The sequence below is a fragment of the Pseudomonas sp. DC1.2 genome (genome assembly GCF_034351645.1).
GTDB lineage: Bacteria > Pseudomonadota > Gammaproteobacteria > Pseudomonadales > Pseudomonadaceae > Aquipseudomonas.
Genome location: NZ_CP133782.1, coordinates 3463861 through 3480140 on the forward strand (window position 1 = coordinate 3463861; position 16280 = coordinate 3480140).

Genomic DNA, 16280 nt, shown 5'->3' on the forward strand with positions numbered 1-16280 from the left:
ATCGCTGAATTGCCGGGCCAGCAAGACTGACCTTCGTACAACCCAGAAAACCCTCAGCCCTGCCTACTTTGTGCAAATGCACCTGTTTTACACAGAGCTGTGGACGGCGGCAGTCTGCCAGCCGTCACATCAACTACGTGCTACTGCGTACCGCACTGATAAATGCCTGAATCTTGGCGTGATCCTTGATACCCCGGCTCACCTCTACCCCGCCACTAACGTCCACTGCGTATGGCCGAACCCGGGCAATCGCCTCGGCGACGTTATCAGCGCTCAGGCCACCGGCCAGGATAATCGGCTTGCTCAAGCCTTGCGGTATCAGTGACCAGTCAAAGGCTTCGCCGGTTCCGCCCGGCACGCCTTCAACATAGGCGTCGAGCAGAATACCGCGGGCACTGGGGAATGCATCACACGCTGCGGCAATATCATCGCCAGCCTTGACCCGCAGTGCCTTGATGTACGGGCGGTTCCAGCCCTCACACTCTGTGGCAGTTTCATCACCGTGAAACTGCAAGAGGTCCAGCGGCACGGCATCGAGAATTTCCCCCAGCTCGCAGCGGCTGGCGTTGACGAACAAACCCACGGTGGTCACAAACGGCGGCAAAGCCTTGATGATTGCCCTGACCTGCTGGAAGGTCACTGCCCGCGGACTTTTGGCGTAAAACACAAACCCAATGGCATCCGCCCCCGCCTCGACTGCTGCCAACGCATCTTCTATGCGGGTAATCCCACAAATCTTGCTGCGAACGGCTGACATGTCGATAAAACCCCAAGGCAAATCCGAGAAAGTCCCGGATGGTAACAAATGCGTTCGAGGGCGTCAGCCGTCAAGTTCCGTGAAACCCGTCAGGAAGTGTGGGCCGATGTAACGCTCGGGCAATGGGAACTCGTCGCGATACTCGACTTGCACCAAATACAGACCGAACGGGTGGGCCGTGACTCCACCCGAGCGACGCACGCGACTTTCCAACACTTCTTTCATCCACTCTACCGGCCGTTCACCCGTACCGATGGTCATCAACACACCGGCGATGTTACGCACCATGTGGTGCAGGAAAGCGCTGGCGCGGATATCCAGCACGATCATTTTTCCGTGCCGAGTCACCCGTAGGTGGTGCAGCTCTTTGACCGGAGATTTGGCCTGACACTGTCCGGCGCGAAACGCGCTGAAATCGTGAATACCGATCAAGAACCGAGCCGCTTCAGCCATGCGCTCGACGTCGAGCGGGCGGTGATTCCAGGTGACTTCTTCGTTGAGGTGCGCCGGGCGGATCTGATCGTTGTAGATGACGTAACGATAACGCCGGGCAATAGCCTTGAACCGCGCGTGAAAATGCGCCGGCATGACTTTGGCCCAACTCACACTGATGTCGTGGGGCAAATTGATGTTGGCGCCCATGACCCAGGCCTTCAGCGAGCGATCGACCGGGGTATCAAAATGCACCACCTGGCCACAGGCGTGTACGCCAGCATCAGTGCGCCCGGCACAATGCAACGACACCGGTGAGTCGGCGACTTTGGACAGGGCTTTTTCGAGGGTTTCCTGAACCGTCAGCACACCAGAGGCCTGTCGCTGCCAGCCGCGATAACGCGAGCCTTTGTATTCAACGCCCAGCGCGATCCGGAAAAAGCCGTCGGCCGCCATTTCGGCGGCAGGATTATCTATATTTGCCAAGGGGTGACAGCCTGCTGATGTTCGCAAAGGCGGGCATTATAAGGCGCCGAGTCAGGGACGCCAGAGCCATGTGTTTTTTGTCAAAGACCTTGCAGACAACCATTGCGCGCCTGCAAAGCATTTCGCTATATAGATACCTACATAACGAGTACACCCACTCAGCGAGACCTGATGATGAATGCAACCCTCAAAGAAGCCGTCGGCCCCAGCTATAGCCTGGAAGGCATGTGCCACGCCAAACGCAAAACGTGGGAAGCGATCGAAGAAATAGCCCGACGGATCAAGCCGGGCATGCACGAATCCAAGGCGCTGGCGATGAGCCTGGAGGTGCTGAACGAACAAGGCATGGACCGCCTCTGGCATCCATCGAAAATCCGCATTGGCGAAAACACCCTCAAGACCTTCAAACAACATTCCGAGGGCGACCCGGTGCTGGCTGAAAACGATATTTTCTTTATCGACCTCGGCGTGGTCTGGGACCGTCATGAAGGCGACTCTGGCGCGACATTCACCGTAGGCAACGATCCCGAAATGTTGGCGTGTGCAGTCGCGGCAAAAAACCTGTTCAACCTGGTACACGATCACTGGCGCACTCGGCAAGTCGCCGGCCCCGAGCTCTACCGCTATGCCGAAGAACAGGCGACAGCGATGGGCTGGAAGCTCAACCTTGAGATCAAGGGCCACCGGGTCAGTGATTTCCCGCATGCAATCTATCGTGCAGGCGACTTGGGGAACTTTGAGGAATGCCCAAACGTGGGGTTGTGGATTCTGGAAATCCAGATTGCCCACCCTACCCGGCCATTTGGTGCCTTTTACGAAGACTTGCTGGACTGAAAGACTCAACATCACCGTTGAGTGCCAACGCGTTCTCGCCAAAACAAAACGGCAGCCTCAAAGGGCTGCCGTTTTGTTTTGGCTTTACCGATCCGTCACACCAGTCGCGAGAGCATTTCCTTGGCTTCGCTCTTCTGACCGTCGTCACCCTCCGTCACGACTTCATTGAGGATGTCCCGCGCACCGTCTTTATCCCCCATGTCGATGTAGGCCTGAGCCAGATCGAGCTTGGTGGCGACTTCGTCGGTGCCGGACAGGAAATCGAACTCAGGTTCGTCATCCGCAGATGCCAACGCATCCTCGGCGGTGAAGCTCGGTTCACCTATGCCCTGGGACAGGCTGTCCAACTCGGCGTTGACATCGTCCAGTTCGGCAGTAAACGCATTTGGCGTTTCAGGGGCGTCCATTTCGTCAGCCAGGGACAGGTCAAAGTCCGCCGGCAGCTCCAGGTCATCCAGCGCGGGCTCAGTTACTGTCGGCACATCGGCAGGCGACAGGTCCTTGCCATCTTCGCCCAAGCCCAGCAGGAAGTCGTCTTCGGCCAAAGTCGCCGCAGAAGCGTCGCCACCCAAGTCGAGGTCCAGATCGAAATCCGAGAGGTCATCAAGGTTTTCCGTGAGATCCGTCTGCTGCTGCAACACCGACTCAAAGCTCAAATCGTCATCCAGCGGAAAATCGTCCAGCTCTGCCGCAGAGGCCGGTGCCGGCGCTGGTGTAACCACTGCTGGAGACACCGCTTCCAGGTCATCCAGGCTCAGATCGAAGGCACTGTCGAGGTCATCGTCGGCCGGAGCCGGTGCCTCCGGCTCGTCAAGCAGCAAATCCTTGACGTACTGTGCATCCAGCTCTGCCGCCACGGCTGCCGCCGCAATACCGCCTGCTGCCACCAGCGCCATGGTCGGGAATCGGCTTTTCAGGTGTTCGACCTGGGCGAAGTTCTCCCCGTTGGCCACCAACTGACGCTCTTGGGCAACGAACGCATCACGGTCGCCTTGCTGGCCGTAGACTTCCATCAGCTTGAGGCGCAGGTCACTGCGTTGTGGCTCTTGCTTGATACCGTCCTCCAGCAAGGCTGCGGCCTGATTCAAGCGACCGGCGGCAATGTGCGACTGCGCCTGGGTCAGCACGTCGTCAGAACGCTCGGCGGCCGGCGCCACCAGCGGCGCGGCAATCGGTGGCGTAACCACGACGGGCGCAATCACTGGAGCCGGCGCTGGAGCAGGCGCGGGTACGTTAGCGAGCTTCACGCTGGGCGGCGCAACATCCAGACCTTCAAAGCTGCTTTGCGGCAAGTCATGCTCCGAGGAGAATTCTTGATCCTCGGCCAGCGCACGCGCCATACGCAGGTGCTTTTCGGCTTCCTGCTGGGCTTTGCGGCGACGCGCCAGCAATAGCAGCAACAGCAACAGCACCACCGCACCGCCACCCACCAACCCCAACAGAATCGGGTTGGTCAGCAGCTCATTGAATGTTTGCTCAGAGGCCGCTGGCTTGGGCTCGACAGGCGTTTGGGCAGGAGCCGGAGTCACCTCTGGCGCCGTCACCACCGCCGCAGGCACTGCCGGCGCGGTAGAAGGATTGGCGGCCAACGCAGCGGACATCGCCGGGGCAGTGGCTGCATTGGCAGCAGGCGCACCAGCGGCACCGTCGGCTTGCAACTTCGCCAGTTGATTGTTCTTCAGCTCGATCAGACGCTGCAATTTGTCCAACTGACTTTGCAGATCGGTCATACGGCTTTTCAGTTCAGCATTGTCACGACGAGTCGTGTCGAGGCTTTCCTGGGTTACCGCCAGTTTGTTGCTCAGATTCTTGGCATCGCCAGCCGCGCCTTTGCGGCCTTTGCCACTGCCGGCAGAGACCAGACTCAGATTATCTTTGGCTGCCTGCGACGACGCTGCATCACCGCCCCCGCGCTTGGTGGCATCGAGTTGCTGCTGCCTTGCTCCAGACTTCGCGGCAGTGCGACGCCCCTGACGCCAAGCGGTGTTCTGTGCAGCCACTTCAGCAATGGCTTTGGGTTGCGCCAGGCTGGTGCTTTGCACCGGGTCCGGCAGGCGCAGTACCTGGCCGGTTTTCAGTCGATTGATGTTGCCATCGATAAAAGCATCCGGGTTCAGCGCCTGGATCGCCAGCATGGTTTGCTGAACCGAGCCGCCATTACGCGCTTTCGCCGCGATTTCCCACAGGGTGTCGCGTGGCGTCGTGGTGTATTGGGACGGTTTGGTAGCGCCGGTAACGGGCGCACTGACCGCCTTGGCCGGCGCAGGTTGCGCAGCGGCGTCAGCGGTTTGCGGCGAGAACTTCGACGGGTCGAGCAGAACGCTGTAATCACGCAGCAAACGACCGTTAGGCCACATGACCTGAACCAGGAATTTCACCATCGGCTCGGACAGCGGCTTGCTGGAGGTCACGCGAAGGATGCTTTTGCCACTGGCGTTAAGCACCGGAGTGAAGCTCAGGTCATTGAGAAACGCCTGGCGATCAACTCCAGCCTTGGCGAAATCATCGGCCGAAGCCAGGCTCGGCACCACTTCGGCAGCGGTGAGGTCCTTAACATCAAGCAACTCGATTTCCGCCACCAAGGGCTGGTTCAGCGTCGATTTCAGGGTCAGCTCCCCGAGCCCGAGCGCATGCGCCATACCGGAGGACAGCGCCGAGGCGGCCGCTATTGCTAACACCAGTTTGCGAACTTGAACCATAGCCTCATCCTTTGTTTGAACATTCCTCGGCCAGCGAGAAGGTGTTGATAGCCGCTGCCGTAAGGCATTGCGCGCGGCGGCGAAGGGTCGTCGCGCGCGATCATTTCTTTGATGCCCCGGAAAGCCCCGCAGGGTGGCTCGCCTTCAAGCACTCCGGCCAAGCATAGCGCTCAGCTAGAATCATTCGACAAATTGTTGCCAAGTATCTTTTACAGCAGGTCTTTTATCAACAATTCAGCCACCTGCACAGCATTGAGCGCGGCACCTTTGCGTACGTTATCTGACGTCAGCCACAAATTAAGTTCCGACGGGTCATCAATACCGCTGCGAACCCGACCGACGTAGACCACATCCTGCCCTACCGCATCACCCACTGGGGTCGGGTAATCGCCGGCCTCGACCAGCTCAATGCCGGGAGCGTCTTCCAACGCCGCGTTCACTTTGGCCAGGTCCACAGCGCTCCCTGACTGCAGGGTCACACTAAAGCTATCGCCAAAAAACACCGGGGCTTGAATGCAAGTCGCGGAAATCTTTAACAAAGGCAGCGCCATGACCTGACGCAGCTCACGCACCAGGCGTTTTTCCAGCAGCGTATGGCCCTGCTCATCAGGTTTGCCCACTTGCGCCAACAGGTTAAACGCCATCTGCCGATCAAAAAAAGTCGGCTCCAGTGGCCGCACGTTGAGCAGCTCGGCCGTTTGCCGGGCTAACTCGGTGACAGCTTCGCGGCCTTGCGCGGAGACGGCGAGGCTGGCGGTGACATGCACCCGCTGCAAGTCGATCAGCCCAAGCAACGGCGCCAGCACCACGGCCAACGTGGTAGCCGACGGGCTTGGGCTGCTGACCTGAAACGGCGTCTTCAACCCGGCCAGCACCTGGGCATTGGCTTCCGGCACCACTTGCGGCGCCTCCTCCGCCGGCAACGCACCGGACAGGTCGATCAACGAGCAACCCGCCGCACGGGCACGGGAAGCGAAACTCAGGGTCACCGCCGGGCCAGCCGCGAAGAACACCAGTTGAACCTTGCTGAAATCGAACTCGTCGACCTCACGCACACGCACGTTTTTGCCGCGAAACGGCACGGAATGCCCGGCGGATTCGCTGCTGGCCAGCAGGTGCAGGTTGCCGACCGGGAAGTCCCGTTCTTCGAGAATCTGGACGAGTGTTTCGCCGACAGTACCGGTGGCGCCGATCACGGCAATATCGAAGGACTGGCTCATGGTTCTACCTCTGGCGAAACGGGGGAGCGGCACTTTACCGGGTGGTTGGCATGCAGGCAATTTCTGCCGGGGATTTGTCGCGTCAGGGCCGGACTCTTCGCGAGCAGGCTCGCTGACGACACACCGTCAAAAAAAAACCCGCACCTCTTTCAAGGCACGGGTTCTTTCACAGTTTCAACCAATACAGCTACAACCGATCAACGCTCAAGCAGGATCCGCAGCATACGACGCAGCGGTTCGGCCGCGCCCCACAACAGTTGGTCGCCGACGGTGAAGGCGCCCAGGTATTGAGTGCCCATGTTCAGCTTGCGCAGACGACCGACCGGCACATTCAGAGTACCGGTGACTTTCGTCGGGCTCAGCTCCTGCATGCTGATTTCGCGCTGGTTCGGCACCAGCTTGACCCAAGGGTTGTGCTGGCTTATCAGCCCTTCGATATCGGCGATTGGCACGTCTTTGTTCAGTTTGATGGTGAGCGCCTGGCTGTGGCACCGCATGGCGCCGATGCGCACGCAAATGCCGTCCACCGGAATCGGGCTCTTGAAGCGACCCAGAATCTTGTTGGTTTCGGCCTGAGCTTTCCACTCTTCACGGCTCTGGCCGTTTGGCAACTCCTTGTCGATCCAAGGGATCAAACTGCCTGCCAGCGGTACACCGAAGTTTTCGGTCGGGTAAGCGTCGCTGCGCATGGCTTCGGCGACTTTACGGTCGATGTCGAGGATCGCGCTGGCCGGGTTGGCCAGTTCATCGGCGACAGCAGCGTGGGTCGCGCCCATTTGTTTGATCAGTTCACGCATGTTCTGCGCGCCAGCACCGGAGGCCGCCTGATACGTCATGGCGCTCATCCACTCCACCAGACCGGCTTCAAACAGACCGCCCAGGCCCATCAGCATCAGACTGACGGTGCAGTTGCCACCAATGTAGTTCTTGGTGCCCGCATCGAGCTGCTGGTCGATGACCTTACGGTTCACCGGGTCCAACACGATCACCGCATCATCCTGCATACGCAGGCTGGAAGCTGCGTCGATCCAGTAACCCTGCCAACCGGCTTCGCGCAGCTTAGGGAAAACTTCGCTGGTGTAGTCGCCACCCTGGCAGGTCAGAATCACGTCGAGGGTTTTCAGCTCTTCAATGCTGTAAGCGTCCTTGAGCGCACCGGTATCCTTGCCCACGGACGGGGCTTGACCACCGACATTTGAAGTAGTGAAAAACACCGGCTCGATCAGATCGAAATCCTGCTCTTCCAGCATCCGCTGCATGAGCACGGAACCGACCATACCGCGCCAACCGATCAGACCTACACGTTTCATCGCAACTACACCTTCTTTAAAAAGTGGGCCGCTGCTTTCGAAGTTGAAAAGGGCAGCGGGCCCGAGAGATTACAGATTCCGCAGCGCGGCGACTACTGCATCGCCCATTTGCTGTGTACCCACCTTGGTGCAACCGGCCGACCAGATGTCGCCTGTGCGCAGGCCCTGGTCCAATACCAGGCTCACCGCCTTCTCGATGGCCTCTGCCGCACCCTGCTGATTGAAGCTGTAACGCAACATCATCGACACCGACAAAATCGTCGCCAGCGGGTTGGCAATGCCTTTGCCCGCGATGTCCGGAGCCGAACCGTGGCACGGCTCGTACATGCCTTTGTTGTGGGCGTCCAGCGAGGCCGACGGCAGCATGCCGATGGAGCCGGTGAGCATCGACGCTTCGTCAGACAAAATGTCGCCGAACAGGTTGTCGGTGACGATCACGTCGAACTGCTTGGGCGCACGCACCAATTGCATGGCCGCGTTATCGACATACATGTGGCTCAGTTCGACTTCCGGGTAATCCTTGGCCACTTGCTCAACGACTTCACGCCACAGTTGACTGGACGCCAACACGTTGGCCTTGTCCACCGAGCACAGCTTTTTGCCACGGACCATGGCCATGTCAAAACCGACACGAGCGATACGACGAATTTCGCTTTCGCTGTACGGCAGCGTGTCGTAAGCCTGACGCTCGCCGTTTTCCAGCTCGCGCACGCCACGTGGCGCGCCGAAATAGATGCCCCCAGTTAGTTCACGGACGATCAGGATATCCAGGCCGGCAACGATCTCTGCCTTCAGGCTCGAAGCCTCGGCCAGTTGCGGGTACAGGATCGCCGGACGCAGGTTGCCAAACAGACCGAGTTGCGCACGAATTTTCAGCAGGCCGCGCTCAGGACGGATGTCACGCTCGATGGTGTCCCATTTCGGGCCGCCCACGGCGCCCAGCAGCACAGCGTCGGCAGCGCGAGCACGATCCAGGGTTTCGTCAGCCAGCGGCACGCCGTGCTTGTCGATGGCGGCGCCACCGATCACGTCGTGGCTCAGCTCGAAGCCCAGGCTGTACTTGTCGTTCGCCAGCTCCAGCACCTTGACCGCTTCGGCCATGATTTCCGGGCCAATACCGTCGCCTGGGAGAATCAGAATCTGCTTGCTCATGCTTTCCTCATGTCATCAGTCGGTGTGCCTGCGGGCACCCCCGGAAAAAGTCTATCGGTCGGTGCTTATCGTTCAGCCATCAGTACCAGCACATCGGTACTGAACGAACCGTCGGCCTCAATCTCAAAATAATCGCGCACTTCATTGCCCATCGACTGCTGCAACTCGAGGATCGCGGCGCGCATTACCTGCGGCGTGCGCATGCGTTCAACCCACGAGGAGTATTCCAGGCGCAGCCTTTGACGCGTGGTGCTGCGCGTGTGCAATCCGGCCTCGCTGGCGTGACGCAGCCACTCACCGGCAGAATAATCACGCACATGACTGGTGTCGCGCAGAACTTCGACACTTTGCAAGTACGTGTCGAACAGCGGACTGCCAGGCGACAACACGTCGATGAACGCCGCCACGCCACCCGGCTTCAGTACCCGGCGTACTTCGCGCAGCGCCGCGCCGAGGTCGCTCCAATGGTGCGCCGAATAACGGCTGAAGACGAAATCGAATTCGCCATCGCCGAACGGCAGGGATTCGGCGGCGCCGTTGACCGTGGTGACATTGCTGAAACCACGATCAATCGCGGCGGCAGCCACCACGTCGAGCATTTGCTGAGACAGGTCGTAGGCCACCACTTCTTTCACCCGCTCCGCCACGTGAAAGCTCACGTGACCGGCGCCGCAACCCAAGTCCAACACGCGAGCATTGCCCTGCCCTGCCAGCTCAGCCTGTAGCAGTGCGAATTCAGTGCCTTGAGCGTGTACCGCGCTGCTCAGATAGGCCGAGGCCTGTTCACCGAATTGCTTTTGTACGACTTGGCTGTGCTGGGTCATGGCAACTTCCTTTTTGGGGCGTAGTCTTGCGGTGTCTGGGCTGCTCGCGAAGAGAGCGGCCCTCTGTGCATCAATCCCGGATCAATCAAACGTCGCGAAACAACCAAGGCTGGCTCGCCCGGTGCTTGCTTTCAAACGACGCTATTGCCTCGTGATCCATCAGTGTCAGACCAATATCGTCGAGGCCGTTGACCAGACAATGTTTGCGAAACTCATCAAGCTCGAAGCGGTAAACCTTGCCGTCAGGCCGGGTCACGGTCTGGGCTTGCAGATCGACCGTCAACTCGTAGCCTGGATTCGCTTCGACCTGCTGGAACAGTTCATCAACTTCAGCGTCGCTCAAGATGATCGGCAGCAAGCCGTTTTTGAAACTGTTGTTGTAGAAAATGTCGGCGTAGCTGGGTGCGATGATGCTGCGGAAACCGTACTCTTCGAGCGCCCACGGCGCGTGTTCACGGCTGGAACCGCAACCAAAGTTCTCGCGGGCCAGCAATACACTGGCACCTTGGTAACGCTCGGCATTCAGCACAAAGTCTTTGTTCAAAGGACGCTTGGAGTTGTCCTGGTAGGCGTAGCCCACGTCCAGATAGCGCCACTCGTCAAACAGGTTAGGGCCAAAACCGGTGCGTTTGATCGACTTCAGAAACTGCTTCGGAATGATCTGGTCGGTGTCGACGTTGGCTCGGTCCAATGGCGCGACCAAACCGGTGTGCTGGGTAAAAGCTCTCATGTGCGGTTCCTCAGATCAATTCGCGAACGTCGATGAAACGACCATTGACGGCCGCCGCTGCGGCCATGGCAGGGCTAACCAGGTGAGTACGACCACCGGCACCCTGACGACCTTCGAAGTTGCGGTTGGAGGTCGAGGCGCAATGCTCGCCCGACTCCAAACGGTCCGGGTTCATCGCCAGGCACATTGAGCAACCCGGTTCGCGCCATTCGAAACCCGCTTCGAGGAAAATCTTGTCCAGGCCTTCAGCCTCGGCTTGCGCCTTCACCAGACCCGAGCCCGGCACCACGATGGCTTGTTTGATGGTCGAAGCGACTTTGCGGCCCTTGGCGATGACCGCTGCCGCGCGCAGGTCTTCGATCCGCGAGTTGGTGCAGGAGCCAATGAACACGCGATCCAATTGGATATCCGTGATCGCTTGATTGGCGCTCAACCCCATGTATTTCAGGGCACGCTCAATGGAACCGCGCTTGACCAGGTCCATTTCCTTCGCAGGGTCCGGCACATTCTGGTCAACCGCCAAGACCATCTCAGGCGAGGTGCCCCAGCTGACTTGCGGCTTGATCTGGGTGGCGTCGAGCTTGACCACGGTGTCGAACACTGCATCGGTATCGGAGACCAGATCTTTCCAGGCTTCAACCGCCTTGTCCCAATCTGCGCCTTTCGGAGCAAACGGGCGACCTTTGACATAGGCCACGGTTTTTTCGTCGGCGGCGACCAAACCAACCCGCGCGCCAGCCTCGATCGACATATTGCAAATGGTCATGCGGCCTTCAACCGACAGATCGCGAATCGCGCTGCCAGCGAACTCGATGGCGTGGCCGTTACCACCGGCGGTGCCAATTTTGCCGATCACCGCGAGCACGATGTCCTTGGCAGTGACGCCGAACGGCAACTGGCCTTCGACGGACACCAACATGTTCTTCATTTTCTTCGCGACCAGGCACTGCGTGGCGAACACGTGTTCGACCTCGGACGTGCCGATACCGTGAGCCAGCGCGCCGAATGCGCCGTGAGTCGAGGTGTGCGAGTCGCCGCAAACCACGGTCATGCCTGGCAAGGTGGCGCCCTGCTCCGGGCCGATCACGTGAACGATGCCTTGCCGCACGTCATTCATTTTGAATTCAGTGATGCCATATTCGTCACAGTAGTCATCGAGGGTCTGAACCTGCAAACGCGAGACCTGATCGGTAATCGCTTCAATGCCGCCCTTGCGATCCGGCGTAGTCGGCACGTTGTGGTCCGGGGTCGCGATGATCGAGTCAACACGCCACGGCTTGCGCCCGGCCAGACGCAGGCCTTCGAAAGCTTGGGGCGAGGTCACTTCATGGATGATGTGGCGGTCGATATAGATCAGCGACGACCCATCGTCGCGCCGTTTCACTTCATGGGAGTCCCAGAGCTTGTCGTAAAGCGTTTTGCCGGCCATCAGACGTTCCTCATCAGCTTGTTTCTATGCCGTAGGTTATGAGCAGTTCAATAACCCCTTGGCTTGTGAGGTCGATCCTAGGGGGTTACATTAAATAACTCAAATTCATATTTTTTATGCTTTGGATAACCAACTGGAATACCGCAATGGATCTTGCCAACCTCAACGCTTTTATCGCCATCGCCGAGACGGGCAGTTTCTCCGGCGCCGGCGAGCGACTCCACCTGACGCAACCGGCTATCAGCAAGCGCATCGCCGGGCTGGAGCAACAATTGAAGGTGCGCCTGTTTGATCGGCTGGGCCGGGAAGTCGGCTTAACCGAGGCCGGTCGCGCACTATTGCCGCGGGCCTATCAGATTCTGAATGTGCTGGACGATACCCGCCGCGCCCTGACCAACCTGAACGGCGAAGTGACCGGCCGTCTGACGCTGGCCACCAGTCACCACATCGGCCTGCACCGTTTACCCCCCTTATTAAGAGAGTTCACCCGGCGCTACCCAAAGGTGGCGCTGGATATACAGTTTCTCGACTCGGAAGTGGCCTACGAGGAAATTCTCCACGGCCGTGCCGAACTGGCCGTCATCACCCTGGCGCCGGAGCCACACACGCTGGTCAAAGCCACGCCAGTGTGGGACGACCCGCTGGACTTCGTGGTCGCCCCAGAGCACTCACTGATCAGCAATGGCCCTGTCAGCCTGGCCGATATCGCTCTGCACCCGGCGGTGTTTCCCGGTGGCAACACGTTTACCCACCACATCGTCCAGCGCCTGTTCGAAGCCCAGGGCCTGACGCCGAACATCGCCATGAGCACCAATTATCTGGAAACCATCAAAATGATGGTTTCCATTGGCCTGGCCTGGAGCGTTCTGCCCCGCACCATGCTTGATGATCAAGTGGCACGAATACCTTTACCGGGCATACAACTGACTCGCCAGCTAGGCTATATCCTGCACACCGAACGGACGCTGTCGAACGCGGCGCGCGCCTTTATGGCTCTTCTGGATGCACAACTCGATACACCCGAGCACCCCGGCTAAGTTGTGCTACTCCTATAAAGCCGCAAAACCCCGTGCCTAACGCCTCACTCAGCCCAAGGCCTGTTGCCAATGCCAAAACCTGCTGACCGTATTCCGCCGATGCCACGCATACAAGCCGTCGACCCGCGCCGCTCCGAGCAGAGCTGGGAGAGTGCTCCGCAGTTGTTGGCAGCATTGAACGGCGCCCGGCTGGGCGCCTGGTATTGGGACATCGAGAGCGGACAGATCAGTTGGTCTCGAGGCACTCAGGCGTTGTTTGGCTTTGACCCAAAGCAACCACTGCCGGCCGACCTCGAATACCTCGATCTGCTGCCTCAGGAGGACCGGGCAAAAACTATCCGCGCCTTCAACGCGGTCATTGCCGGCGCGCCCCTGGAACAGGCGATGCACCACCGCATTCGCTGGCCCGACGGCAGCCTGCATTGGCTAGAGGTCAACGGCAGCCTTCTGCCGGATCAGCACGGTCGGCCAAGGATGATCGGAGTTATTCGCGAGATCACTCATCAGCGCCAGCGCGAACAAGCCCTGAGCAGCTCGGAAAAACGCTTTGCCACGCTGTTTCACCTGAGCCCGAACATGGTGCTCCTGACCCGCCAGGAAGACGGTCTGATCAGCGAGGCCAATCAATATTTCGAAAGTCTGTTCGGCTGGCCGGTGCAAAACGCGATTGGTCGTACCACCCTGGAGCTGGGTCTCTGGGTTCATCCTGAGCAGCGTAAAACACTGATCAAAGCCACTAAAGCCAAGGGCGAGGTGGTTAGCATGGAAGTGCAGTTTCGCGCCAGCAATGGCCAGGTTCACGATGGCATCCTCAGCGCGCAAAAAGTCGAGCTGGAGGGCCAGCCTTACTTGCTGAGTACGTTCCTCGACACCACCGAACGCAAAGCCGCCGAACACGCCCTGAAAGACAGCCAGGAGCGCCTTGACCTGGCGCTGGACTCGGCGCAATTAGGCACTTGGGACTGGCACATTCCCAGCGGCATGCTCTACGGCTCAGCGCGCGCGGCACAACTGCACGGGCTGGAGCCCAAACCCTTCCATGAGTCGTTTGATGAGTTTTTTGAAGGGGTGCCGGGCGAAGAACGGGACAACATGCGCAATGCCTACCGCAGCCTGCGCGAAGGGCCGGCCGGCAATTACCAACTGACCTATCGCGTCCAACTGCCGGATGGCAGCTCACGCTACTTGGAAAGCCGCGCCCGGCTCTACCGCGACGAACAAGGCAACCCCCTGCGCATGGCCGGCACCTTGCTCGACATCACCGATCAGGTGGAGCGCGAGCAACGGCTGGTGGCCTCGGAAGAAAAATTCGCCACACTGTTCCAGGTCAGCCCCGACCCCATCTGTGTAACGCGCCAGGACACCGGTCGATTCATCGAAATCAACTCAGCCTTCACCCAGACCTTCGGCTGGAGCATCGCCGACGTGAGTGGCCGCAGCGCCGATGAAATCGGCTTGTGGGAGGCGTCGGCAAAAAGTCTGCAACGGATCGAACAGGTCATTCGCGAACAGGGCCTGAACAATGTGGCCATTCTTGTCCAGCACAAAAACGGCCAGCCCCTGACCTGCGTGATCTCCAGCCACCAGATCAAGGTCGGCAACCAGCCCTGCGTCGTCACCACCCTGCGCGACATCACGCAACAGCAACGTTCGGAAGCGGCGCTCAAGGCCAGCGAAGAGAAGTTCGCCAAGGCGTTTCACTCCAGTCCTGATGCCATCACCATTACCGAGCGCGATACCGGGCGTTATCTGGAGGTCAACGATGGTTTCTGTCGTTTGACCGGCCATCGCGCCGAAGATGTGCTCGGTAAAACGGTGTACCAGGTCGGCATCTGGGCCGAGGAGAAACAGCGCTCGGCGCTGCTGGCCGAGATACAGATCAAAGGCCGGGTGCATCACCTGGAAATGCTCGGACGCAATAAACGTGGTGACCTGCTGACCGTTGAAGTCTCGGTGGAGCCCATCACCCTGAACGAAACCGCCTGCCTGCTGATGACTGCCCGAGACGTCAGCTTGCTGAAAAATGCCGAGGCACAAATCCGCCACCTGGCTTACCACGACCCGCTGACCAACCTGCCCAATCGCGCACTGTTGATGGATCGCCTGAGCCAGCAAATTGCGCTGCTCAAGCGCCACAACCTGCGCGGCGCCCTACTGTTTCTTGACCTTGATCACTTCAAACACATCAACGACTCCCTCGGCCACCCGGTGGGCGATACGGTATTGAAAATCATCACTGCGCGGCTCGAGGCCAGCGTGCGCATGGAAGACACTGTCGCGCGGCTGGGTGGCGATGAGTTCGTGGTGCTGCTCAGTGGCCTGGAAGGCTCACGCGTTGAAGTCAGCAATCAGGTCCGAGAGTTGGCCGACACGTTGCGTGAACTGCTCTCCGAGCCGATGTTCCTCGACGGCCAGCGCCTGCAAGTGACCCCAAGCATCGGCATCGCCCTGATCCCCGACCACGGTTCGACCCCAACCGATCTGCTCAAACGCGCGGACATTGCACTTTATCGAGCCAAGGATTCGGGGCGTAACACCACACAGATGTATCACAACACCATGCAGAAGGCGGCGAGCGAACGCCTGCGCATGGAGAACGACTTGCGCCTGGCGCTTGCCAGGGGTGAGTTCAGCGTCCACTACCAGCCTCAAGTGGATGCGCGCGGCAACCGGATCATCGGCGCCGAGGCGCTGGTGCGCTGGAACCACCCGGAGCTGGGGGCGCAATCGCCCACCGAGTTCATCAAGGTACTGGAAGACAGCGGGCTGATTCTGGAAGTGGGCACCTGGATCCTCGATGAAGCCTGCAAGGCTTTCAAGCACCTGATCGCCAACCACCGGATCGATCCGCTTACGTTCAGCCTGTGCGTCAACATCAGTCCACGGCAGTTCCGGCAAAATGACTTCGTTGAACGCATCGAACACAGCCTCAGCAGCCATGGCCTGCCCTACTCGTTACTCAAGCTGGAAATTACCGAGGGCATCGTGATCCAGAACCTGGAAGACACCATCAACAAAATGCGTCGCCTGAAAAAACTCGGCATCAGCTTTGCGATGGACGACTTCGGCACCGGGTACTCCTCGCTGACCTACCTCAAGCGCCTGCCCGTGGACACGCTGAAAATCGACCAGTCGTTCATCCGCGACGCCACCACAGACCCGAACGACGCCGAAATCATCCGCGCTATCGTGGCCATGGCGCGCAGCTTGGCACTGGTGGTGATTGCCGAGGGTGTCGAGACGCCGGAGCAACTGGCATTTTTGCAAGGGCTCGGTTGCCATTTGTATCAAGGGTACCTGCACAGCCGTCCGTTGCCGCTGGAGGCGTTTGAGCAGTTGTTCAAATAACTCGCACAAAAAAGGGCGCCTG

At 59.3% G+C, this 16280-nt stretch carries 12 protein-coding genes; 3 read left to right on the forward strand and 9 right to left on the reverse strand.

Annotation, left to right across the window (positions count from 1 at the left end):
• Positions 1 to 133: 133 nt before the first annotated feature.
• Both RHM68_RS15610 and truA read right to left on the reverse strand, forming a co-directional pair.
• Entirely contained in the window at positions 134 to 757 is a 624-nt protein-coding gene (locus tag RHM68_RS15610) for a phosphoribosylanthranilate isomerase (RefSeq protein ID WP_322216273.1), read from the reverse strand.
• 63 nt (positions 758 to 820) lie between these two features.
• Entirely contained in the window at positions 821 to 1645 is an 825-nt protein-coding gene (gene truA, locus RHM68_RS15615) for a tRNA pseudouridine(38-40) synthase TruA (RefSeq protein WP_322223813.1), read from the reverse strand.
• A gap of 204 nt (positions 1646 to 1849) precedes the next feature.
• Between truA and RHM68_RS15620 the strand changes: the two genes are divergently transcribed.
• Positions 1850 to 2509, forward strand: coding sequence for a M24 family metallopeptidase (locus RHM68_RS15620; protein WP_322223814.1), 660 nt, complete (start codon positions 1850 to 1852; stop codon positions 2507 to 2509).
• A 95-nt stretch (positions 2510 to 2604) separates the two neighbouring features.
• Here RHM68_RS15620 and RHM68_RS15625 read toward each other — a convergent pair whose 3' ends face one another.
• The 7 genes from RHM68_RS15625 to leuC form a co-directional block, all read right to left on the reverse strand.
• Positions 2605 to 5208, reverse strand: coding sequence for a FimV/HubP family polar landmark protein (locus RHM68_RS15625; RefSeq protein WP_322216275.1), 2604 nt, complete (start codon positions 5206 to 5208; stop codon positions 2605 to 2607).
• Positions 5209 to 5417: 209 nt separating this feature from the next.
• Positions 5418 to 6428, reverse strand: a complete 1011-nt coding sequence (locus tag RHM68_RS15630; RefSeq protein ID WP_322216277.1) for an aspartate-semialdehyde dehydrogenase — start codon at positions 6426 to 6428, stop codon at positions 5418 to 5420.
• 197 nt (positions 6429 to 6625) lie between these two features.
• Complete coding sequence (gene asd / locus RHM68_RS15635) at positions 6626 to 7738, reverse strand: aspartate-semialdehyde dehydrogenase (RefSeq protein ID WP_322216280.1); 1113 nt, start codon at positions 7736 to 7738, stop codon at positions 6626 to 6628.
• Between the two features lie 69 nt (positions 7739 to 7807).
• On the reverse strand, positions 7808 to 8890 hold the full coding sequence (leuB, locus tag RHM68_RS15640; RefSeq protein WP_322216283.1) for a 3-isopropylmalate dehydrogenase: 1083 nt from the start codon (positions 8888 to 8890) through the stop codon (positions 7808 to 7810).
• 65 nt (positions 8891 to 8955) lie between these two features.
• A complete protein-coding gene (locus RHM68_RS15645) occupies positions 8956 to 9714 on the reverse strand; it encodes a class I SAM-dependent methyltransferase (RefSeq protein ID WP_322216285.1) in 759 nt (252 codons plus the stop codon).
• An 85-nt stretch (positions 9715 to 9799) separates the two neighbouring features.
• Complete coding sequence (gene leuD / locus RHM68_RS15650) at positions 9800 to 10444, reverse strand: 3-isopropylmalate dehydratase small subunit (RefSeq protein WP_322216288.1); 645 nt, start codon at positions 10442 to 10444, stop codon at positions 9800 to 9802.
• 10 nt (positions 10445 to 10454) lie between these two features.
• Positions 10455 to 11873 carry a 3-isopropylmalate dehydratase large subunit gene (leuC, locus tag RHM68_RS15655; protein WP_322216291.1) on the reverse strand — a complete coding sequence of 473 codons (1419 nt, stop codon included), beginning with the start codon at positions 11871 to 11873 and terminating at the stop codon, positions 10455 to 10457.
• Positions 11874 to 12019: 146 nt separating this feature from the next.
• Here leuC and RHM68_RS15660 point away from each other — a divergent pair, with 146 nt between their 5' ends.
• The gene (locus RHM68_RS15660; protein ID WP_322216294.1) at positions 12020 to 12910 is read left to right on the forward strand and encodes a LysR family transcriptional regulator; all 891 of its coding nucleotides are present in this window, start codon (positions 12020 to 12022) and stop codon (positions 12908 to 12910) included.
• Between the two features lie 69 nt (positions 12911 to 12979).
• Positions 12980 to 16258, forward strand: coding sequence for a PAS domain S-box protein (locus tag RHM68_RS15665; RefSeq protein ID WP_322216297.1), 3279 nt, complete (start codon positions 12980 to 12982; stop codon positions 16256 to 16258).
• Positions 16259 to 16280 lie beyond the last annotated feature (22 nt).